The following is a 24,422-nucleotide window of genomic DNA, read 5'->3' on the forward strand; positions in this document are numbered from 1 at the left end:
ATTGATACAGACAAATCATGCAAGCAACCGCCTATAGCGAATTGCAAGTGACCTCCAACTTCTCCTTTCTGCGGGGAGGTTCGCATCCGGAAGAATTGGTGCAGCGGGCCATTCAGCTGGGGTACGAAGCCCTGGCCCTGACCGACCGAAACACCCTGGCGGGAATTGTCCGGGCACACACGGCAGCAAGGGAATCCGGCCTTCGCTTCATTCCGGCCTGCCGCCTGGATTTGCTGGATGGTCCCAGCCTGTTGACCTATCCCAAAAACCGGGATGCGTACGGGCGGCTATCTTCCCTGCTCACCCTGGGCAATCTTCGGGCGGAGAAGGGGGTCTGTCACCTGTACAAGGCGGATGTATACGCCCATGCCCGGGATAGCGTATTTATCGCAGTCCCTCCAACTAGCCTGAATGCCAACCTGGATTTTGAGCCGTCCTTTTATTCCGCCCTGGAGGAATACCGGGAGGCACTGGGCGACAGCCTTTACCTGGCCGCCGCTTTTGCCTACAATGGCAGCGATCAGAAGCGGCTGTTTCGGATGGCGCAGCTGGAGCAAAGCCTGGGAATTCCCCTGGTGGCGGTCAACGATGTGCACTACCATGCCCCCGGAAGAAGAGCCCTGCAAGACGTATTGACCTGCATCCGGGAAAAGTGTACCATTCAAAATGCCGGGTTTCGCCTGCATCCCAATGCCGAGCGGTACCTGAAATCCCGGGAAGAAATGTACCGCCTGTTTCGGGAGTACCCGGCGGCCCTTCGCCGGGCGGTGGAAATTGCCGCCTCTTGTGAGTTTTCCCTGGATCAGTTGACCTACCAATACCCCGAGGAAATCAGAAGTGAAGGGCGCAGTCCACAGGAGGAGTTGGAATTGCGGACCTGGGAGGGAGCCCGGGCCAGTTTTGGGGAGCAAATCTCCGAAGCCCTTCGGAATACCATCCGGCAGGAGCTGGAATTCATTGCCCGGAAAGACTACGCCTCTTATTTTCTGACCGTATATGATCTAGTGCGCTTTGCCCGGAAGCGGGGCATCCTCTGTCAGGGGCGGGGCTCTGCAGCTAATTCGGTGGTTTGCTATTGCCTGGGCATTACCTCCGTGGACCCCTCCAAGTTCAAGTTGCTGTTTGCCCGCTTTATGTCCGATGCCCGGAACGAGCCCCCGGATATCGATGTGGATTTTGAGCACGAGCGCCGGGAGGAAGTGATGCAGTACATTTACGAAAAGTACGGACGGGACCGGGCGGGCATTGTGGCCACCGTCACCCGGTTGCATTGGAAGGGAGCGGTACGGGACCTGGGCAAAGCCATGGGCTTGTCGCTGGATGCGGTGGATCGGCTAGCCAAGTCAGGACACGAACTGACCAAAGAATGGCTGCAAGGCGAGAAAGTGTCTTCTCAGGGATTTGATCCCCGGGATTCCCATTTGCGAAAAACGCTGCTCCTCACCTGGCAGTACATGGGGTTTCCCCGGCAGTTGGGCCAGCATACCGGAGGTTTTGTGATCACCCGGGATCAGCTCTCCAACCTCTGTCCGGTACTGCATGCGCGGATGGAAAACCGGACCTGCATCGAATGGGACAAAGACGACATCGATGCCCTGGGTTTTCTGAAAGTGGACGTGCTGGCATTGGGCATGTTGACCTGCATACGCAAGGCGTTTGACCTGGTCCGGTCCCATTACGGCCCGCAGCTTACCCTGGCCAATATTCCACAGGACGACCCCCGGGTCTACGAGATGATCAGCCATGCCGATACGTTGGGAGTGTTTCAGATAGAAAGCCGCGCCCAAATGTCCATGTTGCCACGTCTGAAGCCCAGGACCTTTTACGACCTGGTGATCGAGGTGGCGATTGTCCGACCCGGACCGATACAGGGGGACATGGTACATCCCTACCTCAAACGGCGTAGGGGAGAAGAGCCGGTGGACTATCCCTCCCGGGAATTGGAAGAGATCCTTGGCCGGACGCTTGGGGTGCCCCTGTTTCAGGAGCAGGCCATGGAGATTGCCATCGTGGCGGCAGGCTTTACCCCGGCGGAAGCAGACGGATTGCGGCGAAGCATGGCGACCTTCAAGGCGCATGGGCTGGTGAGTCAGTACGAGAAAAAACTGGTGGGGGGCATGGTGGATCGGGGCTACAAGGAGGACTTTTCCAGGCGGGTGTTTCGGCAGCTGGAAGGATTTGGCAGCTACGGTTTTCCCGAGAGCCATGCGGCCAGTTTTGCTCTGCTGGTGTACGTTTCCTGTTGGCTGAAGTACCACTATCCGGATGTTTTCGCTACGGCCTTGCTCAATAGCCAACCCATGGGTTTTTACCGACCGGCACAGATCGTCAGCGATGCCCGCAAGCACGGAGTGGAGGTAAGGCCGGTGGATGTAAACCACTCCTTCTGGGACCATGTATTTGAGGAAAAATCCGGTCAGTACCTGTCCATTCGGCTGGGATTCCGGCAGGTGAAGGGATTGAATCAATCGGACATGCAGCTGCTGGTGGATCAGCGGAAAAAACCCTATGTCCATATCACCGACCTGATCAATGCCGGGGTACCCAAGTCTGCCTTGGAGCGCCTGGCCGATGCGGATGCCTTTCGATCCCTGGGCCTGGACCGCAGGCAAGCTCTCTGGGAAGTGCTAGCCCTCCAGGGCAGGCCCATTGGGGTTTTTACGGGGCAGGTGCAGGAGACGCCCCGGGAGAAGGAGGTATCCCTGCCTGCCATTCCTCCCATGGAGCAGGTACTCCGGGATTATGCCGCCACCACCCTTTCCCTAAAATCCCATCCCCTAAGCCATTTGCGGGACCAACTGGATCAGTTAAGGGTGAGTCCCACGGCCCTTTTGGGGAAAATGAAGGACGGGGCTTTTGTAAAGGTTTGCGGCCTGATTACCGTAAGGCAGCGACCAGGTACGGCCAAGGGGGTGCTTTTCATTACCGTTGAAGACGAGACCGGTTTTGCCAACCTGGTGGTATGGGCCAAAACCTTTGAGAAATACCGATCGGTCATCCTTCAATCCAAACTGTTGATGGTTTCCGGGAAACTGCAGGTAGAAGGGGAGGTCATCCACGTGGTGGTGCGCTCCTGCCATAACCTTAACAAGCTGTTACAATCCAGTCCTTCAGAAAAAGAACGCCTCTCAGACAAGAAAAGAGGCAAGGGGAAAAAAATTCCCCAGACCTACTCCGGAGAAAAGGGGCAACAGGGGGAATTGTTTCCCTCCCGGGATTTCAAATAAGTGCCGGCTAATTTGTCAATGCGAATCACCTAAATGTAAATAAATCCAATAAAAAGGAAATTGGTGTATCATTGAAGCCTTATTATTATTTTAAAAATTTGTTTTATCATATTTTTTTTGAAAAGCTGCTCAATGGCATGGTAGTTGAACTCTTTTAAGTCCTGCCGGATTGGGATGATCCATCGGGTGGGAGAAGGAATTATTTGTTAAACCAAACTATTTTGTAACATGCCAACATTAAACAACAAAACCGTAGCTATTTTAACCGAAACGGGATTTGAAGAAAGTGAATTAAAAAGCCCTAAGCAAGCCCTGGAGGAAGCCGGAGCTACCGTTCATGTGATTTCGCCAGCAAAGTCTATTAAGGGCTGGAAAGATGGCAACTGGTCCGGGGAAGTCAAAATAGATAAACCACTGAGTGATGCCAACCCAGCAGATTACAATGCTTTGGTAATTCCTGGTGGCGTAATTAACCCCGATAAATTGAGAACCAACAAAGAGGCAATAGAATTTATCAAAGCTTTTTTTGCTAAAGGGAAACCGGTGGCGGCGATTTGTCATGGCCCTCAGGTATTGATCGAGACGGGTGCATTGGAAGGAAGGGAAATGACTTCCTGGCCCTCCATCAAAACCGACCTAATCAATGCCGGAGTATCCTGGACGGACAGCGAATGTGTCTGCGATTCGGCCTTGGTGACTGCCCGTAAACCGGACGACCTGCCTGCTTTCAATAAGAAACTCATAGAAGAGATTCGTGAGGGAGTTCATGAAGAGCAGAAAACCTTGTAATCACCAGTTGGATATTAATGGCAAGCGCGCCTGCCCTGTTAAAACGGCAGGCGTTTTGCATTTTGAATGAAACATGAAAAATTTATTTCTATATCTGCTGGTATTTTTGTGCCTGTCCTGCCAGGGAACAAAAATAGAACAACTCCTGCGATCCGGTAGCTCCTATGACAAATACCTAAAGGATCTTAAAGCTTCGAGTCTGAAAGGCAATTCGATGGTCAGGGATTGGGAAGCAGTAGGTATTTAGAATAGAGGGAAAAACCGCAGGCTGGTTAAGAATCAGGCTGCCAGATCAGCAGCAGGGCTTCCTGGCAGAAAATCTGGCAGAGGAAATAGAAAGCCCCCTGGAGGAGCGGACACTTCAAGATTCGGATTGGTTAAAAGTAGATTGGTGGTCCTCAGAATTTCAACACCCCTCATTTTCAGGAAAGGCAGAAGTGTTGGGTAGCTTCGGGCAATTTGAGCTGGTGACTGCCGCAAATGGTATCCAACTATGGGTTAAAAACCAAGCGGCCCTGACTGATTTATAGGGTTTTTTAATTTTACCAAAACAATAACATAGGTAGATGAAATAGGTTGAGGCGTTTTTTCCTTTCATGGTATCTGTCATGAACAGTTGGGTTAAATTGGGAGCTTGGATTCCAAGTATTTTTTAAATATTTTCTACTATTTTCCCAATATTCATTCCATAATTGCCAAAAACCGGAGTCCGCTCAATGAACCGAATTTGGAATATGGCAACTATTCTTATGCCGATTACCTATCTTGGCAGAGGGAGGAAGTGGTGGAATTGATCAAAGGGTTTGCACTGGATTTGGAGGAGTTTTTTGGGGATATTGAATAGCGTTCAAAATCAAGGCTATTCGTTCTAGGGCAACAAACCAACGAGTGGGTCCCGTGGAAGTTGTTACATAGTCTCACCTGGATGAAAAAACTGGTAAATCACCCGGCAAATAGAGCTTCCACGTATCCCACCTGTGTGCGATGGTGTTTCCTTCCTGCTTATCCGTGGTACCTTCACTGCAACACATCTTCTGATTTTGATGATTTCTCTTTCCTGTTTCTGAATGTTTATGTTCGATTGACATTAGTTTCAGAAAGTTAGGCCCCCAGTATCATTATCCATCCTGCAAGGTAGTCGAAAAATCCATGCAGGTGTAATGCATAAGCCAATCGGGGGCTAGCTTTTCCTACCTTTTGAACGTTTGAAAAAAGATAAAAAAACTTGCAGGTATAAAAAAATTTAACCATTATTGTGTCATAATACACTATGACACTAAAACACTATGCCAATGATTTAACTTAGGAATGTCAGTTACGGCTATCGAAAATTGGAAAAGCTTTTCCAACATATGAATTTGGAAGTTAGAGAGGGAAATATTGTGGGTCTATTGGGTAAAAATGGAGCCGGGAAATCATCACTATTGCGTTTGACCAACGGACTGCTTAAAGTGCAGCAGGGTGATATATCCGTTCTCGGACACGATCCTTTTAAACGTTCTCCCTATTTTCTCCAGAAGGTCATTATGATACCGGAAGAGTATAACCTACCGGACAAAACCGTTATGGGAAAATTTGCCAGTTCTCTCGCTGTGTTTTACCCCAACTTCGAAAAGGAAAAATTTCATTCCCTCCTTCAGAGTTTTGATCTGGATCCTTCCAAGAAGTTTGGGAAATGTTCTTATGGACAGCGTAAGAAGTTCTTAATTGCCTTTGCGCTTTCCACGGGATGCAAGCTGTTGCTCCTGGATGAACCTACCAATGGGCTGGACATTCCATCTAAAAGCATTTTCCGCAAAATGGTAGCCGCCAACCTACGTACAGATCAAACGGTGATAATCAGTACCCACCAAGTAAAAGATGTGGAAAACCTGATTGACCGGGTCATCTTGGTGGATCAAGGACGAATCGTCCTTGATCAGGACATGCTGGCCATTAGCGACTACTATTCCTTTGGTTTTAGTGCCCAGCTTAGCAAAGAATGGATCTATTCGGAAAAGGCCCAGGGAGGCTACCATTTTTTCAAAAGACTAACCCCCGGAGAAAACCCCACCCAAGTGAATTTGGAATTGTTTTTCAATGCCGTTTCTCAGGGGATCGTTTTAGTTGAATCCACCCAAAATGAGACCGTATTATGAAAGAAGTATTTGACATTAATCGATTTGGTAAATTGCTGCGCTATGACCTTAGCGTGAATAGGTGGGAATATATACTACTGGTACCTGTCTCAATCTTGGCGCTTTGGTTTGTTATGTTTATGTCTTATGGAAACGTAAATGCAAGTAACTTCGAGGCAGTCAACTATCTCCCAATTTATTTCATAGGATATTTGATTATGGGAATTTTTCTCAACTCCAAAAGCTTTGGTTCGTTAAAAAACAGACTCAGTGCCACCTCATACCTAACTCTGCCCGCATCGACCTTTGAGAAGTTTTTTCTTCATTGGTTTATGCGTATTGGGTTGTTCACTATCCTGTACCCTGTCGTGTTTTATATAGGAGTAAATTCCTTTATACCCATTTTCAAATTTGGGGTGAAATTGTATCTCAGCTATCAAGGGGCACCAGCTATTTTTCCTGAAATCGCACCATTTGAATTCACTTTGGTGAATTCCCAATATGGAAGATTTATTTTTATACCCTTTGTAATTTATTTTGGGCTCATTTTCGCTTTGACGCTGGTACAGTTAGGGAGTATTGCCTTTGGGAGGTGGAATCTGGTAAAAACCAGTGGGGTTTTAATTGGTGTTCTGGCCTTATTTTATTTATATCTCAAACTAATTGCTGCTTTCAAAGGAGGGTTTGAGGTTATAAGGCCAAATTTTTACCTCGACGGGTTTCCTGAACATATCACCTTACTTGAAATAGGCCTTATGCTGCTTATGGTCATTACCTTAATGGTATGCTGGACAGCCACTTTTTTGAAACTTAAAGAAAAGGAGGTATAAGATGGACTTTAACGAATCAAAAAATATCTTTCTTCAAATAGAGGAGTGGCTGAATAACCGCATCTTGGAAGATAAAATCCATCCTGGGGACCGCATTCCTTCGGTTCGGGAATTGGCGGAGGAGATGGAGGTTAATCGAAACACGGTCATGAGAACTTACAGTACGATGGAAAATAAAGGCATACTCGAAAACCAAAGAGGTATAGGGTTTTTTGTGGCACTTGAGGCACCTGAAATCATCAAAAACATGCAGAAAACGGAGTTTTTTGAAAAGGAATTACCCCGATTATTGGAGCGCATCAAACTCTTACGACTGACTTCCAAAGACCTCATTGAATTGGTAACCCTCATTAAAAACAACGATCATGAAACTCAAAACTAGCAACAAATTACTTCTTGGCTATGCGGTAGGTCTCTTTCTCCTAGTAGGTGGCACACTTGTTTTTGGATTTACCCATATAGACAATCTACCTGAAAGCAGAATTTCGGAAACAGCTGAAATAGACAGTGAGGTAATAGATGAATTCAGCGTATTGCACATGAGTGGCAACACTTCTTTACATCTCATCAGAGGGGATGCTTTCGAAATCATCAGAACCACCTATCCCAAGGATACTTTACAAGTAAGTATAGACTATGCAATCAGAAATGACACCTGTTTTGTAACTCAATGGGAAAGAAAGGGTATGAGTTATGCCAATTTGAAGGTTGCAACCATCGAATCGGTGATTGTGGAAAACAACACTAGCCTTCACCTGGATGAATTTAAACAAGACAGCTTGGCGGTTTCTCTTCACGGTGGCAAAATGGAGACAAGTAATAAAATGTTCAAGGTAGACCAGTTGGATTTAACTGCCTCCGGAGGAGCTAATGCCTTGCTTCAAGGAGGTATTACTACGCTTCAATTGGATGCTGTTGCTAGTGAAATACTGGTGTATAATTACCTTGAAAGCATATCGGGTAAAATCCAACAAGGTTCCCGTCTGACCTTATTTAAAGGTGCTGGCAAGTTGGATTTTGAAAAAAGTACCGATTCCAGACTTACTACCAATTGAGTAGGCCAATTTAGAATTGAATTTCAAAATAGTTTCAATGTTGGTACTTCATGACCTGCCAGGTTTTTTCCCAAACCTGGCAGATCTAACTTCAAAAAAGCCTATCAACTCAATAGGACAACAGAAAATTGCAATAATGCTAATCTGTTTAAGAATTTGCAATTTCTGTCGTCCGACTAATTTTCAAATTGGTCTTCAAGCAACTGAATAAGGTCTCCACATCTTATTTGATCTCAGCAAAAAATGCTTCAAGGTCCAGTTCAAATCCCGTTACGGCAGAAGACCTTGCCCTATCCCCGCAAGTCATCATGCGGGAACTGTGGTATTTGCCTTGAATCAGGGTGTAAATCAATAGTGTCTGTCCGGCTGCATCCATCAGCCAATATTCCTTTACCCCCGATTCTTCGTAAACCTCGTATTTATGTTGGAGTTCAAGTTGCTTGTTTCCCGGGGAGAGTACCTCCACCACCAGGTCAGGTGCACCGATGCAGCCTCTGTCGTCCAATTTGTTTAGGTCACAGACCACGCAGATATCCGGTTGTACGACAGTAAATATTTTATCGTCTTTTTTGGATTTGACTGGAAGACGGACATCAAAAGGGGCGATATAAGCCTGGCAGGTTTTGCCTTTCAGGAACATGTTGAGTTCTGTATGAAGGTCTCCCGTTAGTCGTTGATGAATCCTGTTTGGAGCTGCAGCAGCCTTTTTGAATACTTTGCCTTTGATCAGTTCGACCATCTCCTCTAGGTCCCAGGACAGGTAATCCGCATAGGTATACCCCCCATAGCTTAAGTCGGGTTCTTTTACATAAGGTTTGGCCTTTTCTTTTTCCATACCTGAATATAACAAATTGGAAGCAATTTTTTCCATGGATCAAAAAAATCCCGCTTACAGTTGCAGGTCTTATTGTTTTAAATTATTATATGTATTTTTAGTTTTCCCAATCGGATGGACGATCATCCGTCCAGGAATTGTATGAAATCTGTTCTAATGAGGGAAAGCAGGTAAAGCATGCAAGCTGTATTCTCCTTATTGGAGATTACATTCTGTTTTATTGGCTTCGATTTATTTCTTGCAGATAGAAATCCACTGCCAATGGCTACCAATCAACACGATCATTATGAAGCCATCACAGGAGGGCCAGATTTTATATATGCCCTTTTGCATCTATACCAACAGTACAATCTCTCTCAATCTGATGCCTGAGCTTGTCGAAGGCCACTCTCCTTCAATCTTTCTGTTAACACCGCAGCAGCACATTTATGCCGGCCAGGGCGCTTTTTCCGAAATCAAATTCTTCTCCACCAGCTCCTCCCAAAATGCCCGTGGTATTTTTACCTGCATAGCTGCTACATTGGCTTTTGCCTGATCCGGGTAGCGGGTCCCGGGAATGACTGCAGAGACCACAGAAGGCGCGGCAGAAAATTGCAAGGCAGCGGAGATCAGGTCTATCCCATGCCGTTTGGCAATTTCGGTCATTTGACGCCTTTTCTCCTTAAACCCTTCCGGCATCTCCCCCCAGTAATTGTACCGGTCTATGCCAGCCAGGAATCCGGCGTTCAAGGGAGCACCCACCACAATGTCCACTCCTTTTTCGGCACATGCCGGAAACAAACGCTCCAGGGCATCTTCATGGTACATGAGCGAATATTGGGTCGCAGAGAGGCAGACATCCGGATCGGCCACTTTGAGGGTTTCCAGTATGGGTTCGATGCGATTGACTCCCAGGCCCCAGCCTTTGATCAGGCCTTCTTCCCGCATTTTTGTCAGTTCGGGCATGGCACCTTTGGCCGCCACCTTAAAGTAATCCATCCAATTGTCCTTCATGTCTCCATTATCAGGGGAGAGGTCATGGATAAAGACGATGTCAATGCTGTTAATGCCCAGCCGCTGCAGGCTGTCTTCTACGGATCTGCGCACACCGGAAGCACTGTAGTCGTATTCGTAGTCAAAGGGCGAGGCATCTTTCCAGGAATTGTTTCCGGGTGCCTGCCTTGCGGCTTTTAATAGTCTGCCTACTTTAGTGGCCAATATATAATCTTCCCGCTTTTGATTGTGAAGAAAACGTCCAAACCGCCTTTCGCTAAGTCCCAGTCCGTACCAGGGGGAAGTATCAAAAAACCGCACTCCGGCCTCCCAGGCACCTTCCAGCGCCAATTGGGCCTGTTCATCCGTGGTAGGTCTGAAACCATTGCCTATGGCCACACCGCCCAGGCCAAAGTTGGCCGGAAGAGGGACCTTGTCAAATTTTGCTTTCGAATTCATAGCTGCTGTCGTGTTAATATTAAATCCAGGCAGTATGGAAGCCATACCGGAGAATGCTCCCAATTGCAGGGATTTATGGATAAAATTTCTTCTGCTGTTCATAAGGTATGGTATAAAGTTAGGCAATCCGCTGGAATTTTGGATCAGTGGATCCTATTTGAACCCAAAACCGGCAGATTGGATTTATGTTTTCCAGTTCTTTATGGAAATCCGCATACGTCCTATCGTAATTATTAGCTTAAAATTACTTGATTTTTGGTTGAAGGGCAACCCTAATCCACTCAAATGCCAGCCAATTTTCTTTGCCATTCACTAGGGAGTCGTTTCATTTGGGTGGGTATTGGATAGGATCATTAGGGAGGTGGACAAAACAGGGTATATTTTTAAGAAGGAGGGAAACCTTCTGGTAGGTAAAAGCTTTTGTCCAAAAAGCAGCTATTTCTTTTTATTTTCACGGATTATTCCTTATTTTTAGTAGCTATAAACCCAGATTCCCCTATATGTACAAAGGAAAGCCATGTGCTGGCCCAGACCAAAATACCGATGATGCGACCTATTGGAGGCAAATTCAGAATAGCGATAGGGCCGGTATGGAAGGCTTATATGTAAAATATACCCAGGAACTTTTTAGGTTGGGTATGTCCATCAAAGGGGACCGCAGTTTGGTTAAGGATTGCATACAAGAGGTTTTTTTGAAAATTTGGCAATACCGACATACCATTAAAGCTACCGATAATATCAAACTTTATCTTTTTAAATGCCTTAGCAATAAAATCCATAAAGAAGTAGGAAAGGACAAAAAGCGGTATGGTCACCTGAATGCGGAACTGGGAGATGATTTACATTATGAACAGGAGACAGAGGTAGGAAACTCACTTGAAAGAAGGAAAAGCCTGATGGAAGCCATGGACTCCCTGTCTGCACGGCAACACGAGGTGATCCACCTGTTGTATTATGAAAACCATTCCTATGAAGATATCTCTGTCATTATGGGGATCAATGTGCAGTCGGTTTATACCCTTGCCTGGAAGGCCCTAGCCAATTTGAAAAAGCGGTTTGTACTAATAGGCTTATTTCTTATGACTTTTTTAGCCTGATATTTTGTCAAAATATTAAATTTATCCTATTTTATTTTCCATATTTCCATCTTAATACAGGTAATTTTAAATTTTATGTAATTTTTAAACTTTTTTTTACCGATGATGGATAGATTTTTAAAATTCGGGACTTATGTGCACGAATTTATTTTAATATGGAGATATCCAACTATACCACAGAGGATTTTGTTTTAGACCCTTCTTTCAGAAAATGGGTGATGCAGCCCAATGCCGTATCCAATCTTTTCTGGGAGGATTTATTGGCCAAAAACCCCTCCAAATACAAAGCCGCCAAAGAAGCACGAAGGATCATTCTCAAGCTGAATGCCAAAAATCAGCCAAAGCTTTCAGATGCGGAGATTTCTGGCTTGTGGAAGGATATTGACACCAGGATGTCTGAAGAACCCCAGGAGGGATTGACGTCAAGAGTGGAAAAGGTGATTCCCTTGCATTCCTTGAGTACCTTGGAGAGGGCAGTTCCCAACACCCCGCCTCGCTCAAGTTTCTTTGCGGATTTCCGTTTAAGGGTGGCTTGTATCCTGGCCATAGCTGTTGGCCTGGGCTACCTTTTGGGTTGGCTGGTGTCCGTTCCCGTTAATCCCGAGTTACATTCACCTGTGCCGGAATATGTGCAACACAAGACCATTCCCGGTGTTAAATCTCACCTTACTTTAGCTGATGGATCTCTGGTCATTCTTAATTCAGGGAGTGAATTAAGGTACCTTAAAAATTTCGAAAAGGGTAGAAGGGAAGTCTTCTTAAAAGGGGAGGCATTTTTCAGTGTAGCAAAGGATTCCTTAAGACCATTTAGGGTCACTTCCCGGGAAACGACGACCACCGCATTGGGTACCAGTTTTAATATCAAGGCTTACGAAGGGGAAACCTTGGATGTTTCGCTGCTGACCGGAATGGTGGCAATCAAAAGGGACGGTGAGGCGGAGGAAGTTAGGTTAGTTCCTGGGGAAGCTTTGAAAATCGATACGGAAAAAGAGCAGTTGGAAAAGGTTCGCTTTGACCAGGACCAGGTCATCGGCTGGACAAAAAAGCGGATTATTTTTCAGGAAACCCCATTAATGGAAGCGATCAGGGTATTGGAAAATTGGTATGGTGTTGAAATTCAGTTAATAAGACAACCTGAAGAGCAGGTTTTACTTTCAGGAAAATTCCAGGATGAGACTTTGAAAAACGTACTGGAAGGATTGAAGTTTTCGGCAAGGTTTGATTTTACGATCGATAAGGAAAATGTAAAAATTATATTTTAAGGATTTAGAAAAAACTGCCTATGATATAAACCCACCTAAAATGAAGCTGGGAATGCGCCAACATCCCCAGCCAAATTAATCTCCGGAATACCTATAAAGTAACATTCCGGGGCATGTTTATCAAAAACCATTCACTATAGTTTTAAAACAAACAAAGTAAAGGTATGAAAAATCTTATACTATTACATGTTATACGCATGACCAAACTATTTACCTATGCATTTCTGATACAGTTCTTATCTATGAGCTTTTTGTTTGCCTCAAATGGAAATGCTCAGGTTAAAGATATTGAAGAAGTAATGGTATCGCTTTCCTTAGAGCAGGCAAGAATTGAAAAGGCATTTTCAAGTATTGAGAAAATGACGGGTTTCAGTTTTGTGTACACGGATAAGGAATTGAAAGGTACTCCAAGGGTCTCTACCAATGGAGAAACCCAAAGTGTTTATAATTTATTGTCGGTAATCGGCAGACAAACCGGATTGTATTTCAAACAGGTCAATCAGAATATCCATGTCAGGAAGGTGCCGCCGCAGGCCCAACAGGATCAGGTATCTGATCTGGGCGCTTTATTGCGGGTTACGGTAACCGGAACGATTAACGATGAAAATGGGGACCCTCTGCCGGGTGCGACGATTACAGTAGAAGGCACCACAGCAGGGACCGTATCAGATATTGATGGTAATTTTTCCATTGATGTAGATGAAGGGTCCGTTTTGCTAGTTTCCTTTATTGGATACCAGACCAGAAGGATAACAGTGACCAACCAATCCCGCATTGACATTCAGATGGAACTGGATGAATCCGCTTTGGAAGAGGTAGTCGTAGTGGGGTATGGTACGGTGAAAAAGAGTGATTTGACCGGAGCCGTTTCCCAGGTGAAATCAGAAGAAATCAATGCATTTCCAACTTCCAATGTGATGCAAGCCCTTTCCGGAAGGGCTGCAGGGGTTCAGGTGATCCAGAATACGGGAGCACCGGGAGCAGGAATAAGTGTTCGTATAAGAGGTACCAATTCAATTCAGGGCGGAAATGAGCCTTTATATGTCATTGATGGCTTTCCATTTTCAGGAAACCCTACCAATTTGAATAATTTTGATATTGAAAGTATTGAGGTGCTTAAGGATGCTTCTGCTACTGCCATTTATGGTTCCAGAGGTGCCAACGGAGTTGTTTTAATTACAACAAAAGGAGGTAAAGAAGGTACAACCAAGGTAGATTTTGAATCAAGCTACAGCATTCAATCATTGCGAAAAAGGCTGGATCTCATGAATGGGCGTGAATATGCGGAGCTACAAAATATGCAAGCATCCAATGATAATATCCCACCCTATTTCACACAGGAGGAGCTGGCTGGTTTCGGAGAAGGGTATGATTGGCAGGATTTGGTGTTTCAAAACGCCCCTATCCTAAATACATCCTTGAATATAAGTGGAGGGAATAGTAAAACGCAATATGCTATTTCAGGGAGCTATTTTGGACAGGAAGGGATAATAAAGGGAAGCGATTATAATCGATACTCCATTCGAACCAACATAACACATAAAATTAGTGAAAAGATCAAAATCGATTTTAACAATACCCTAACCCACTTAAAAACTGAAAGAAGAGATAGTGGTGGAGGTCATCGAGGTACTTCTATGATCGGTTCTTCAATTATGGCTGCACCAATATCCCAACCCTATAACGAGGATGGTTCTTATAATGTATTGGCAAATGAGTTCCCTTTCGTTGCTCCTGATATCATTAACCCTTTAAATTTCATTAATGAACAGTTCAATGAAATCAAGGCCAATGTAGTGTTATCCAATCTGGCCTTTGTCTACCAGCCTACGAAGGAACTGACTTTAAGGATATCAGGGGGCATAGAGAACAGGGATGATAGAGGAGATAACTACACTACAAGAAATTTTTTCAATTCTCCAGGAAGGGCGAGTGTAAATACGGGGCAGTTTAGAAGCTTATTGAGTGAAAACACCCTAAGTTACAACAAGACAATAGCTGATAGGCACCAGATCAATTCAGTCATTGGATTTACCTTCCAAGACTTTTTAAATACATCTTTGGGTGCAAGTGGTGTTGGTTTTTTAAGTGATGCATTTGAAACGTATAGTCTTGGATCTGCAGAAACACCTGGAATTCCAGGTAGTGGGTACTCCTATTCGGTATTGCTTTCCTATTTGGGGAGAGTTAATTACACCTATGATAACAAATACCTTTTCACTGTAAGCTTCAGATCGGATGGTTCTTCCAGGTATAGTCCAGGGAATAAATGGGGTTATTTTCCTTCAGGAGCTGTGGCATGGAGAATTTCGGAAGAAGATTTTATCTCCAACTCCTCCGTCATATCTGACCTGAAGCTTAGGGCTAGCTGGGGAATGACAGGTAGCCAGGCAATCAGCCCCTATGCAACGCTCAATCAGTTGAGTCCTGGTCGAACCATATTTGGAAACCAGCTTTACAATACCTTTGCCCCGAGTACGGTACTTCCCGGAGACTTGAAATGGGAAACTACAGAGCAATTGGATATCGGTTTGGATGTGGGTTTGTTGGACGATAGAATCATTTTCAATGCGGATTATTATGTCAAAAACACAAGAGATTTGTTGAATACAGTTCGATTACCGAGCTCTATGGGTTTTACAACCACTGTGCAGAATGTTGGACAGGTGCAAAATAAAGGTGTGGAGTTTGGTGTAGATGCCAAAGTCTTTACAGGTCAATTTAAATGGGACCTTTTTGGAAATATAGCCTTCAACAGGAATAGGGTCATCAATTTACACAATGGTGAAGATATTTTAGGGGCATTTGTGAATGTCCTGGTGGTGGGCGATAACTTGACCATTTTAAGGGAAGGCAGACCAATTGGTCAATTTTATGGATACGTAGAAGATGGTTACAATGAAAATGGTCAAATCCAATTCGTGGATTTAAATGATGATGGTACCATTAACGATAGTGATAAAACCTATATTGGTGATCCCAACCCCCAATTTATATATGGCTTGAATTCAAGCATGAGTTATAATAACTTTGAATTTCGTTTTTTTATCCAGGGAACCCATGGAAATGACATATTCAATGTTAGCTCCATTCCAAGCACGTTGGATTTTGGCCAGGGATTGAACATGCCAAGAGAAGTTTATTATGACCACTGGACTCCCGAAAACCCAGATGCCAGGTACCCAAGGATTAGTAGAAATACTGCTGCCAGGGTATCTGACAGGTTTGTTGAAGATGGTTCTTTTCTAAGGTTTAGAAATATTGAGTTAGCGTATAGTCTGCCATTGAGAGAGTTTGGAAGCAATACCTTCAAGCGCGCACAGATTTATGTAAGCGCCCAAAACTACATTACCCTGACCAATTATTCCTGGTGGGACCCCGAAGTGAATTCCAGGGGAGCAGGTACCCAGCAAGGAATAGATCATTACAGTTATCCAATTCCAAAATCATTTACTACTGGAGTTAGACTTGGGTTTTGATAAAAAGTAGTCCTTATTTTGAAAAAAAATATTTGAAATCATGACATATTACCATACATATTTAGTGAAATTTGGCTTGATCTTTTCCTTTGGGGGGCTGCTGGCCTGTGAAGAATTGTTAATTGAAGAGCCTAAGACTGTGGCTGTTGAGGTGTTTTACAACACTGCTGAGGAGGTTGAAACCGCTGTAAATGCCATTTACTCTCCCTTAAGGAGTACCAGGGCGGAGCAAATTGCCATTTTGGACGCCCATACAGATTGGGGGTATGGAAGAGGAAGTAGGGCTCAGTACAATGATTTTGCAGGTCTCAACCCTACAAATATCAATACAGCAGGATCAAGGTGGGATTCATTTTATCAGGCCATCAGAAATGCAAATTTAGTAATTGCCAATGCTCCAGAGGGAGACAATATTAGTCAGGAAAATATTGATCTGTATGTTGCTGAAGCAAAATTTCTGAGAGCGCTGAGTTATTTTGACCTTGTGCGCAATTGGGGAGGAGTTCCTCTTCGAACCGAAAATACGATGCTGGATATAGATCTGCCGAGAAGCACTGTTCAGGAAGTGTATGAGCTGATTTTGTCAGATTTACTGGATGCAGAAACTCATCTCCCTCAAAATCCCAAAGACCTGGGAAGACCAACTCTTTATGCCGCAAAAACACTTTTGGCAGATGTGTACCTTTTCCTGGAAAAGTATGGGGATGCACGTAATAAAGCATTGGAAGTTATCCAGTCTAACAGATTTTCCCTGGTTCCCATTTCAAGCAAGGAAGACATACAGTGGAATATTTTTGGTCCGGAACTAATGACAAGTCCGGAAGAAATATTTTACTTAAAATATGCCAGGGAGCTGGGGCAAGGGAATTGGATGCTCTTTGTGCTTAACCATCCCAGTACGGGTTATTTTAATTTCGGGGGAGCATATGCCCATTACAGTGATGCCACGAACCCATTTTATGCAGAATGGGAAGACGGTGATATCAGAAAGGAACTTTGGGATCAGATTGACTTTGGATTAGGGCCAACTACATTAGTCAGTGGTAAGTACGTGGATCCCAATGCTGTAGACAGGTTAGGTGCCGGTAATGACTTGCCGATTTACAGGTATGCCGAGGTTTTGCTGATTTTTGCCGAAGCAGAAGTAAGGTCAGCAGGGAATATAGGACAGGGGGCTATTGACGCTTTGAATCAAGTCAAAAGGAGAGCCTATGGGTTTGCCTCACAAACCCCTTCTCCGGTAGATTACCAATTTGACCAAAATGAAGTTGATTCTTTCCTGGATGCTGTTTTGCAGGAAAGGGCTTATGAATTCCAATTTGAGGGGAAAAGGTGGTTGGATTTGAAGAGAACCGGTAGAGCCCAGGAAATGATTATGAAAAACAAGGGATTGGAAATTGCAGAGGCACACTACCTTTGGCCCATTCCTTTACAGGAAACCAATTTCAATGGTGCCATTGATCCGGCAACAGACCAAAACCCAGGGTATTAGTTAAATAAGCCCTTCCAGGTTTTCAAAAACCTGGAAGGGCTCAAATTTGATAGAAAATGAAAAGAAGAGAAATGATCGCCAGGATGGGTGCGATATCCGTAGGTCTGACCGCCCCCCAACTTTCCAAAGGGGATGTTCTGGCAGCACCTTATAAAATCAACCAGCAGAAAATTGAAACCGATATTTTGATCGTCGGAGGAGGTACAGCCGGCGTAATTGCAGCTATTCAGGCGGGTAGAGCAGGAGCCACAACCACCCTGATTGAAAGTGGCAGCCAACTAGGAGGGACCACTACTACCGGAGGGGTATCCTTCCCCGGGATTTTCCATGCCTGGGGAAAGCAGGTCATTGGCGGAATTGGATGGGAACTGGTGATGGAGGCTGTGAAACTCAATGATGATATTTTGCCCAATTTTTCCATCATACCCAACAATGATACCATTCGCCATTGGAGGCACCAGGTAACCGTCAATAAAGCCCTTTATGCCCTGCTGGCAGAGGAAAAGTGCACGGAAGCTGGGGTGGATATTCACTTTTATGAAACGCCTACCGAAATCACCTTTAATGGCGGAAAATGGACCGTAAAAACGGTTGGTAAAGGAATTTCCCATGAAATTATTTGCGATCAGCTCATTGATTGTTCCGGAAATGCCGCTGCCGCTTCCATAGCCGGATTCCCACTTTTGAGAGAGGCTGATACCCAACCGGGATCCTTTATCTTTCGGATTGGGGGCTATGATTTTGAGTCCCTGGACCTTTCTAAAATTCCACAGGAATACCACAGCAGGCTAAGGCAGAATATGCTCATCAACGATGAGGTGAAGGTGGAATCTTCGGTAAACAATTTCCCTCCTACCGTTCCCTACAATTATGTTTATGTACACGGTGCCGATTCTTCTACGGCGGCACTGCATACCAAAGCAAACATGGAGGGTAGGGCTTCCCTATTGAACCTGATCAGGAAATTGCGAACATTTCCGGGATGTGAAAAATTAAAATTAATGGATGCGCAGACTGAAACAGCTGTTCGGGAAACCTACCGGATCGACGGACTTTACAAAATCAGCCATGAAGACTATGTTTCTGGAAAAGTGTTTCCCGATTCCTTGTCTTATTCCTTTTATCCCATTGATTTGCATAGAGATGGGGAATCCATTTATCAGGAATTTCTCAAAGAGGACATTGTGGCTACCATACCGCTGAGGGCGCTGATACCAAAAGGCAGTCGGAATTTTTTGGTGGCGGGACGCTGTTTGAGTAGTGATCGCCTGGCCAATTCTGCCCTAAGGGTTCAGGCATCCTGCATGGGTATGGGGCAGGCAGCGGCAGTGGCGGCTGTTTTGGCCATTAAACACCAGGTGACACCGGCTGATGTTCCTCTGGATGATTTAAAAAATTTACTGAGAGAACATGGGGGGATTGTGCCGGAGGCCTGAGCATTACCTACAAATCAAAGATAAATGATCCATTGGATAAAGGGATTTTTGATCGGACTTTCGTTGATCCTGTTTTTTTATGAAAAGGAGGAGCATTTCCGGTATTTTCAACCTGCAACCATATCCATTGCGGATTCCTCCCGGTTGATCACCGTATCCCTCAATGATTCCTTGTACCGGCAGGAAATGCCTCAGTACGAGGGTGCGGCCGGTATTCCCCTGAATTATTTTATGGACCTTCATACGGGGGTATGCTATGATAACAAGTGCCGTCCCTTGAAAATACGGGTTTACTGGAACATTACCGGCAGGTACCTGGGTTTTGAACTGCTGGATGGGGAGTACCTGAGCAAGCATGACCATGAACCCTTCCTTCCGGCGGAATACGAACAATTACACCGGCTGCTGGCTGATCCCTTCCTGCCCTTGGGTAAGTATTCCTTTGAAGATTTGGTGAGCAATACAGCTGGGACCGACAATTCAGTAGATGGTGTTTCGGGCGCTACAGCAAAGGATGTGCTGGAGCATGTCGTACCCGGTGCTGCCTATACTACCCATAAACTATACCATGTGGTTCATGGTCCGGTCCAACAGCATGTCATGGAACTGACGGAAAAACAACTTGATCCGTATTTGTTTACCGAAATCCTGCAAAGTCCGGATCAAAGTGACCGGACCTGGGCATTGGAACGGCTTGGGTTACTTACCAAACTGGATGATTCGGTGATTGATGCTTTAATGGGTATACTCCTTGAAGAAGAATATTTTCAGTCCTACCTGGTATTGAAATCACTTACTACTGAACAGCTGGAATCGGAGGATTTGCAGCTTCAACTTTTCAAGCTTATCGGAAGGGTGGACCATGGCATAGAAAACCTGATTTTTGATCAATTGGCAGAAGCAGCCCATTTAAATCCGGCCGTGGTGGATCATTCAATAGAAAATCTTAGCCAGGTGAATGGTCTACAGCTGGTAAAGTTACTGAAGTTATATACGGTTCATGGGATTAATTCAGCTAAATTGAATGAAGCACTAGGCGAAATGATACCCCATGAAAACAGTTTTGTGGAGCGTCAGGTACTGCAGTTTCTGGAGAAGCATGGCTGGAGTCCTGATCATTAAAGGGATCCTTGTTGTATAGGGGAGACAGTTGGCTTTTTCCATTGTGGGAGTTAAATCGCTTACAGCTCCACCAATTTAAGTAAAATCCTGTTGGTCCAGATTTTTTAGAATTTTGCTTTTATTAACTGGTAAAAATACGATGCTATATCGTATATTCGTAAAAAGTTAATAGTATGAAAGTTACAGCCATTATTCCTGACGAGTTGATAGCGGAAGCCATGGAATTATCCAAGGCAGATACAATCACAGAAACGGTAAAAATCGCTTTAATTGCTTACATCAGAACCCAAAAAATCAAGCAATTGGGAGCCACGGTTTTGAATGAACCATTGGCGTTTAGGTACGCTGCGAAGGAAATACGGGACTTGAATCGCGAATGAGAGGTGTTGTGTTCGATACCTCCATCTGGATGGAATACCTGAAGGGAAATCCCAAATACTTTACTGTTTGCCAGGAACTTCTTGTGAATGGCAGGGTGTTTGGCCTTGAGCTTATTTTTGCAGAACTGTTGCAAGGTGCAAAAAGCAATAGAGAGGTAAATGTTATTCTGGAGTATGCATCTTTGGTTCCCACTTTGGATGAACCTTTTTTGGTGATGGAATCTGGTTTTCTTTCTTATCATTCTGGCTTGGTTCATCATGGAGTAGGAATAATCGATGCGGTAATTTTTAATGCAGTACAGAAAAACGAACTCCAACTCTGGACCTTGGATAAAAAACTGAAGCAAATTGTGGGGTATGATTTGTTGTTTTATACTTAAAACCAACCTCAATCAATCTCCTTCCTTCAATCTCCCTCAATCTTTTTCCTTCAATCTCTAATGAAGCTGTACGAATTATACCCGTTGGCTAACTGGTCATTTGGCCTCAAAGGAAAATGCTTAAGTCATAATATAAAACTCCTTACTTGATTTTTTCGAATTTTTCATTCAATTTAAAATCATGGAAGCCAATCCAATATCCTTTTTTCATCCCAGGGAACTGCATAACAATACGAGTGTCCTGACCATGGCTGCCTATGTGCTCAATGGTTTGATGGTATATTTGAACTGGCCCCATTGGGTGGGGTACTTGTCATTTCTTATTTTGACCGTGAATATGATCCTGATTGGCATACTTTTTTACCAGATCTTAAACGATGAAGAAGAAAGAATTAGGCGCAGAAATTGGTTATTTGCAATTTTAAGGACAGTTATAAACCTGGTGCTCTTGTTTTTGGTGCTTTACCATATTGAATTAATCTGATCGTTGTCTCTGATGAAAAATTTCTACCATGTTTTGTCCTGTTTTATTTTTCTACTTGTATTATACATAGGTTGGGTACAAGCCCAGGAATCCCAGCCACCCAACATCCTGATGATCTCCGTGGACGATCTGAACGATTTTATCGGCGGAATGGGCCATCCGGATGCCATTACCCCCAACCTGGACCGGTTGATTGCTAACGGACTGTTATTTGCAAACGCCCAATGCCAGGCTCCCATGTGCAGTCCGTCCAGAACGGCCATTATGACCGGTTTAAGGCCTTCCACCACCGGTATTTACGGGTTTATCGGGGACAACCAAATCAAGGAAACGATACCTTTGCCAAAGTGGCACTTTGGAACCGGGCCACCATCTCCCCCCTGATCTTTGCCGGTCCCGGAATCCCGGAATCCCAGCGTGTGGATGCGCCAGTGGAGTTGTTTTCCATTTATCCCACGCTTACAGACCTGGTCAAACTCCCCAAACCCCAAAATATGGAAGCCAAGAGTATCTATCCCCTATTAAAAGACCCCAATTGTAAATGGGAAACACCTGGCATCACCACATGGGCCCGAAACAACCATGCGGTTGTTAGCCAGGAGTATCGCTACATCCGCTATGAGGATGGTTCCGAAGAATTGTATGACTTGAAAGAGGATCCAAACGAATGGTACAATGTGGCTGGAGAAGGAAAATACTCATCCATCAAATCGGAGTTGGCGCAGTATCTCCCCCGAATAAATGTAAAATGGGCTAAGGCATCCCGCTATGACAACAATGACTATTTTCGAAAACAAAAAGCGGAGCAAAGTGAATAGGGATTCAGTAATTATAGCTTTGGAAGCAGGTCTGAAAAATAGCAGCCTAAAAAGGCAGCTTGTCCAAAGTCAATACTTACAATCTGAAAAAATCAATCCAACTTTTGCTATAAAGGCTACCAAAACCAGTTTTTATTTTCCAAAAATTGGCCTAAACTTTATTTTTTAGATTAACTTGGGTCTTAAATCCTTATCCAATTATCCAAAAAACCCATGGACCTAGTCTTTTCCTTTTTCAGTAATTTTGGTGAACGATCTATTTTGGTGTATTGGATTCGGTTAGTGTTTTTAATCAATTTATTTTTAGTAATTAAACCCGAAATCCAGGCACAGCAAGACGAAAAGATCCCCATTTTAATTGTGGATGGATTCAGCAACCACGATTGGCAACAAACTTCGGCCGTTACCCGGTGGATTTTGGAAGAAAGCGGTTTGTTTAACGTTGACATCAGCACCGTTCCTGAAGACAGCCTGGCAAGGCAGTCCTGGCTTCCAACATTTGACCAATATGCCGTGGTCATTCAAAACACCAATAATATCCATAATTCAGATTTAAGGTGGTCCTTAGAAGCCGAAAAGGCGTTGGAAAAATATGTGGCCCGGGGAGGTGGATTATATATCCTTCATTCGGCCAACAATGCATTTGCCCATTGGGAAACTTACAACGAAATGATAGGGCTGGGTTGGAGGTCCCAGTCGGTGGGCATGGCATTGGAAATTGATGCTAAGGGAGATTTAAAACGATACCTCCCTGGTGAGGGAAGAGGCACCGGGCATGGTGACCGATTTAATGCCCTTATCCAAATTTTAAACAAACACCCAATCAATCAGGGGTATCCGGATGCCTGGCAGACGGTAAATACGGAAGTTTATTACTTTCCCCGAGGGGATGCTAAAAATATTGAGGTACTGTCTTATGCTTATGATAGCAGCAGTACCCACCAAAACTGGCCCGTAGAATGGGTGGTGGATTATGGAAAGGGCAAAGTGTACAATTCCAGTTTGGGTCATCTTTGGGAAGGCGAAACTTACCCCCCGGCTTACCGCTGCGCAGGTTATCAAACTACCCTGGTTCGGGTCACTGAATGGCTGGCAACAGGCAAGGTGGACTTCCCGATCCCCCCTGATTTCCCTACGGCTGATTCACCTAGCCTAAGGCCCCAGGAAGCCTTCCATCAAAGAAAAATAGAAACGCCATAGCAATCTTAGATCAACCCGCTAAAAATGAAGCACTTTATATTTTCCTTATTCAGTTTGTTGTTGTGTAACGGCCTATATGCCCAGGATTTTGAAATACAGCCTACAGCCAACTTTGATCAGGAAAGAATTGGAATTCCCACGGGAAAAATAGATACCATCCATTATGCCTCGAAAACGGTGGATACCGTCCGCAGGGCTTTCGTATACTTGCCCCCAGGTTATTCCGAAACAAGGAAATATCCTGTTTTATATTTATTGCACGGCATTGGAGGAGATGAAGAAGAGTGGCTAAGAGGAGGGAGGCCACATGTTATTTTGGATAACCTCTATGCCGATGGAAAAATAGAACCTATGATTGTAGTATTGCCCAACGGCCGGGCAATGAAGGATGATCGTGCTGCGGGTAATGTGATGGCTCCTGATAAAGTAGAAGCCTTTGCGACTTTTGAGAAAGACCTGTTGAATGATCTCATCCCTTTTATGGAAGAAAATTACCAGGTCATGAAAGACCGGGAGAGTAGGGCCATTGCCGGTTTGTCCATGGGGGGAGGGCAATCCCTTAATTTTGGCCTAGGTAACCTGGATACGTTTGCCTGGGTGGGTGGTTTTTCCTCTGCTCCCAATACCAAAGTGCCTGAAGCGTTGATTCCCGACCCGGAGGCAGCAAAGGACCAATTAAAAGTGTTGTGGCTTTCCTGCGGAGATGAAGACCGGCTGCTCCGCTTCAGTGAACGTACCCATGAATACCTAGAACAGCATGGGGTTCCCCATATTTACTACATCGAACCGGGTGGACATGATTTTAAAGTATGGAAAAGCGGGCTCTTCCTGTTTTCCCAATTGCTCTTTAAACCGGTGGACCCATCGGTTTTCGGAAATTATGAGGCTTCAAACTGATTTAGTTTTAATTAAGGAAGGTATCCTAACAATTAAACTCTTTCAAATTTCCTTTCAACCTATCTCCTGCGGTGCCTGAGCATATCGAAGG

22 protein-coding genes and 1 pseudogene are annotated in these 24,422 nt (G+C 44.7%); 21 read left to right on the forward strand and 2 right to left on the reverse strand.

Going from position 1 to position 24,422, the window contains the following annotated elements:
* The first annotated feature begins 17 nt into the window (after positions 1 to 17).
* The 7 genes and pseudogenes from GJQ68_RS11995 (at position 18) to GJQ68_RS12025 (ending at position 8,018) form a co-directional block, all read left to right on the forward strand.
* A complete protein-coding gene (locus GJQ68_RS11995; RefSeq protein ID WP_162417528.1) occupies positions 18 to 3,227 on the forward strand; it encodes an error-prone DNA polymerase in 3,210 nt (1,069 codons plus the stop codon).
* Positions 3,228 to 3,455: 228 nt separating this feature from the next.
* Complete coding sequence (locus GJQ68_RS12000) at positions 3,456 to 4,016, forward strand: type 1 glutamine amidotransferase domain-containing protein (RefSeq protein ID WP_162417529.1); 561 nt, start codon at positions 3,456 to 3,458, stop codon at positions 4,014 to 4,016.
* Positions 4,017 to 4,089: 73 nt separating this feature from the next.
* On the forward strand, positions 4,090 to 4,263 hold the full coding sequence (locus tag GJQ68_RS12005; protein WP_162417530.1) for a hypothetical protein: 174 nt from the start codon (positions 4,090 to 4,092) through the stop codon (positions 4,261 to 4,263).
* 441 nt (positions 4,264 to 4,704) lie between these two features.
* Positions 4,705 to 4,818, forward strand: a pseudogene (locus GJQ68_RS12010) (Uma2 family endonuclease); the annotation flags it as partial.
* A 550-nt stretch (positions 4,819 to 5,368) separates the two neighbouring features.
* Entirely contained in the window at positions 5,369 to 6,154 is a 786-nt protein-coding gene (locus GJQ68_RS12015) for an ABC transporter ATP-binding protein (RefSeq protein WP_235941461.1), read from the forward strand.
* A gap of 810 nt (positions 6,155 to 6,964) precedes the next feature.
* Positions 6,965 to 7,345 (forward strand): GntR family transcriptional regulator, encoded by a 381-nt coding sequence (locus GJQ68_RS12020; RefSeq protein WP_162417531.1) that lies wholly within the window; start codon positions 6,965 to 6,967, stop codon positions 7,343 to 7,345.
* A complete protein-coding gene (locus GJQ68_RS12025; protein ID WP_162417532.1) occupies positions 7,329 to 8,018 on the forward strand; it encodes a hypothetical protein in 690 nt (229 codons plus the stop codon). The genes GJQ68_RS12020 and GJQ68_RS12025 overlap by 17 nt, the downstream gene beginning before the upstream one ends.
* Before the next feature lie 223 nt (positions 8,019 to 8,241).
* Here the strand turns inward: GJQ68_RS12025 and GJQ68_RS12030 are convergent, their stop codons facing one another.
* A complete protein-coding gene (locus tag GJQ68_RS12030; RefSeq protein ID WP_162417533.1) occupies positions 8,242 to 8,853 on the reverse strand; it encodes a Uma2 family endonuclease in 612 nt (203 codons plus the stop codon).
* A gap of 177 nt (positions 8,854 to 9,030) precedes the next feature.
* On the opposite strand from GJQ68_RS12030, the gene GJQ68_RS12035 reads away from it, so the two are divergent.
* Positions 9,031 to 9,225: a hypothetical protein gene (locus GJQ68_RS12035; RefSeq protein WP_162417534.1), complete on the forward strand. Its 195-nt coding sequence runs from the start codon at positions 9,031 to 9,033 to the stop codon at positions 9,223 to 9,225.
* Between the two features lie 54 nt (positions 9,226 to 9,279).
* On the opposite strand, the gene GJQ68_RS12040 is transcribed toward GJQ68_RS12035, so the two are convergent.
* Positions 9,280 to 10,386, reverse strand: coding sequence for an aldo/keto reductase (locus GJQ68_RS12040; RefSeq protein ID WP_162417535.1), 1,107 nt, complete (start codon positions 10,384 to 10,386; stop codon positions 9,280 to 9,282).
* 398 nt (positions 10,387 to 10,784) lie between these two features.
* On the opposite strand from GJQ68_RS12040, the gene GJQ68_RS12045 reads away from it, so the two are divergent.
* The 13 genes from GJQ68_RS12045 (at position 10,785) to GJQ68_RS12100 (ending at position 24,331) form a co-directional block, all read left to right on the forward strand.
* A complete protein-coding gene (locus GJQ68_RS12045) occupies positions 10,785 to 11,381 on the forward strand; it encodes an RNA polymerase sigma factor (protein WP_162417536.1) in 597 nt (198 codons plus the stop codon).
* A 155-nt stretch (positions 11,382 to 11,536) separates the two neighbouring features.
* Complete coding sequence (locus GJQ68_RS12050) at positions 11,537 to 12,643, forward strand: FecR family protein (RefSeq protein WP_162417537.1); 1,107 nt, start codon at positions 11,537 to 11,539, stop codon at positions 12,641 to 12,643.
* 164 nt (positions 12,644 to 12,807) lie between these two features.
* Positions 12,808 to 16,122, forward strand: coding sequence for a SusC/RagA family TonB-linked outer membrane protein (locus GJQ68_RS12055; protein ID WP_162417538.1), 3,315 nt, complete (start codon positions 12,808 to 12,810; stop codon positions 16,120 to 16,122).
* Between the two features lie 40 nt (positions 16,123 to 16,162).
* A complete protein-coding gene (locus GJQ68_RS12060) occupies positions 16,163 to 17,614 on the forward strand; it encodes a RagB/SusD family nutrient uptake outer membrane protein (protein WP_162417539.1) in 1,452 nt (483 codons plus the stop codon).
* Positions 17,615 to 17,670: 56 nt separating this feature from the next.
* A complete protein-coding gene (locus tag GJQ68_RS12065; protein ID WP_162417540.1) occupies positions 17,671 to 19,050 on the forward strand; it encodes an FAD-dependent oxidoreductase in 1,380 nt (459 codons plus the stop codon).
* 24 nt (positions 19,051 to 19,074) lie between these two features.
* Positions 19,075 to 20,172 carry a hypothetical protein gene (locus tag GJQ68_RS12070; protein WP_162417541.1) on the forward strand — a complete coding sequence of 366 codons (1,098 nt, stop codon included), beginning with the start codon at positions 19,075 to 19,077 and terminating at the stop codon, positions 20,170 to 20,172.
* Positions 20,173 to 20,345: 173 nt separating this feature from the next.
* Entirely contained in the window at positions 20,346 to 20,552 is a 207-nt protein-coding gene (locus tag GJQ68_RS12075) for a type II toxin-antitoxin system VapB family antitoxin (RefSeq protein ID WP_162417542.1), read from the forward strand.
* Entirely contained in the window at positions 20,549 to 20,932 is a 384-nt protein-coding gene (locus GJQ68_RS12080; RefSeq protein ID WP_162417543.1) for a PIN domain-containing protein, read from the forward strand. Before GJQ68_RS12075 ends, GJQ68_RS12080 begins: the two co-directional genes overlap by 4 nt.
* A gap of 181 nt (positions 20,933 to 21,113) precedes the next feature.
* Complete coding sequence (locus GJQ68_RS12085) at positions 21,114 to 21,416, forward strand: hypothetical protein (RefSeq protein WP_162417544.1); 303 nt, start codon at positions 21,114 to 21,116, stop codon at positions 21,414 to 21,416.
* A gap of 12 nt (positions 21,417 to 21,428) precedes the next feature.
* Positions 21,429 to 21,800: a sulfatase-like hydrolase/transferase gene (locus GJQ68_RS23195; RefSeq protein WP_202927927.1), complete on the forward strand. Its 372-nt coding sequence runs from the start codon at positions 21,429 to 21,431 to the stop codon at positions 21,798 to 21,800.
* Positions 21,764 to 22,234 carry a sulfatase/phosphatase domain-containing protein gene (locus GJQ68_RS23200; RefSeq protein ID WP_202927928.1) on the forward strand — a complete coding sequence of 157 codons (471 nt, stop codon included), beginning with the start codon at positions 21,764 to 21,766 and terminating at the stop codon, positions 22,232 to 22,234. Before GJQ68_RS23195 ends, GJQ68_RS23200 begins: the two co-directional genes overlap by 37 nt.
* Positions 22,235 to 22,447: 213 nt before the next feature.
* The gene (locus GJQ68_RS12095) at positions 22,448 to 23,434 is read left to right on the forward strand and encodes a ThuA domain-containing protein (protein ID WP_162417545.1); all 987 of its coding nucleotides are present in this window, start codon (positions 22,448 to 22,450) and stop codon (positions 23,432 to 23,434) included.
* Between the two features lie 24 nt (positions 23,435 to 23,458).
* Positions 23,459 to 24,331 carry an alpha/beta hydrolase gene (locus tag GJQ68_RS12100; protein WP_162417546.1) on the forward strand — a complete coding sequence of 291 codons (873 nt, stop codon included), beginning with the start codon at positions 23,459 to 23,461 and terminating at the stop codon, positions 24,329 to 24,331.
* Positions 24,332 to 24,422 lie beyond the last annotated feature (91 nt).

This window comes from Cyclobacterium roseum (assembly GCF_010119225.1).
Classification (GTDB): Bacteria; Bacteroidota; Bacteroidia; order Cytophagales; family Cyclobacteriaceae; genus Cyclobacterium; species Cyclobacterium roseum.

Excerpts from the sequence above, each read along its gene's own strand:
- GJQ68_RS11995 (WP_162417528.1), top strand. The coding sequence starts at position 18 with ATGCAAGCAACCGCCTATAGCGAATTGCAAGTGACCTCCAACTTCTCC.
- GJQ68_RS12000 (WP_162417529.1), top strand. The coding sequence starts at position 3,456 with ATGCCAACATTAAACAACAAAACCGTAGCTATTTTAACCGAAACGGGA.
- GJQ68_RS12005 (WP_162417530.1), top strand. The coding sequence starts at position 4,090 with ATGAAAAATTTATTTCTATATCTGCTGGTATTTTTGTGCCTGTCCTGC.
- GJQ68_RS12015 (WP_235941461.1), top strand. The coding sequence starts at position 5,369 with ATGAATTTGGAAGTTAGAGAGGGAAATATTGTGGGTCTATTGGGTAAA.
- GJQ68_RS12020 (WP_162417531.1), top strand. The coding sequence starts at position 6,965 with ATGGACTTTAACGAATCAAAAAATATCTTTCTTCAAATAGAGGAGTGG.
- GJQ68_RS12025 (WP_162417532.1), top strand. The coding sequence starts at position 7,329 with ATGAAACTCAAAACTAGCAACAAATTACTTCTTGGCTATGCGGTAGGT.
- GJQ68_RS12030 (WP_162417533.1), bottom strand. The coding sequence starts at position 8,853 with ATGGAAAAAGAAAAGGCCAAACCTTATGTAAAAGAACCCGACTTAAGC.
- GJQ68_RS12035 (WP_162417534.1), top strand. The coding sequence starts at position 9,031 with ATGCAAGCTGTATTCTCCTTATTGGAGATTACATTCTGTTTTATTGGC.
- GJQ68_RS12040 (WP_162417535.1), bottom strand. The coding sequence starts at position 10,386 with ATGAACAGCAGAAGAAATTTTATCCATAAATCCCTGCAATTGGGAGCA.
- GJQ68_RS12045 (WP_162417536.1), top strand. The coding sequence starts at position 10,785 with ATGTACAAAGGAAAGCCATGTGCTGGCCCAGACCAAAATACCGATGAT.
- GJQ68_RS12050 (WP_162417537.1), top strand. The coding sequence starts at position 11,537 with ATGGAGATATCCAACTATACCACAGAGGATTTTGTTTTAGACCCTTCT.
- GJQ68_RS12055 (WP_162417538.1), top strand. The coding sequence starts at position 12,808 with ATGAAAAATCTTATACTATTACATGTTATACGCATGACCAAACTATTT.
- GJQ68_RS12060 (WP_162417539.1), top strand. The coding sequence starts at position 16,163 with ATGACATATTACCATACATATTTAGTGAAATTTGGCTTGATCTTTTCC.
- GJQ68_RS12065 (WP_162417540.1), top strand. The coding sequence starts at position 17,671 with ATGAAAAGAAGAGAAATGATCGCCAGGATGGGTGCGATATCCGTAGGT.
- GJQ68_RS12070 (WP_162417541.1), top strand. The coding sequence starts at position 19,075 with ATGATCCATTGGATAAAGGGATTTTTGATCGGACTTTCGTTGATCCTG.
- GJQ68_RS12075 (WP_162417542.1), top strand. The coding sequence starts at position 20,346 with ATGAAAGTTACAGCCATTATTCCTGACGAGTTGATAGCGGAAGCCATG.
- GJQ68_RS12080 (WP_162417543.1), top strand. The coding sequence starts at position 20,549 with ATGAGAGGTGTTGTGTTCGATACCTCCATCTGGATGGAATACCTGAAG.
- GJQ68_RS12085 (WP_162417544.1), top strand. The coding sequence starts at position 21,114 with ATGGAAGCCAATCCAATATCCTTTTTTCATCCCAGGGAACTGCATAAC.
- GJQ68_RS23195 (WP_202927927.1), top strand. The coding sequence starts at position 21,429 with ATGAAAAATTTCTACCATGTTTTGTCCTGTTTTATTTTTCTACTTGTA.
- GJQ68_RS12095 (WP_162417545.1), top strand. The coding sequence starts at position 22,448 with ATGGACCTAGTCTTTTCCTTTTTCAGTAATTTTGGTGAACGATCTATT.
- GJQ68_RS12100 (WP_162417546.1), top strand. The coding sequence starts at position 23,459 with ATGAAGCACTTTATATTTTCCTTATTCAGTTTGTTGTTGTGTAACGGC.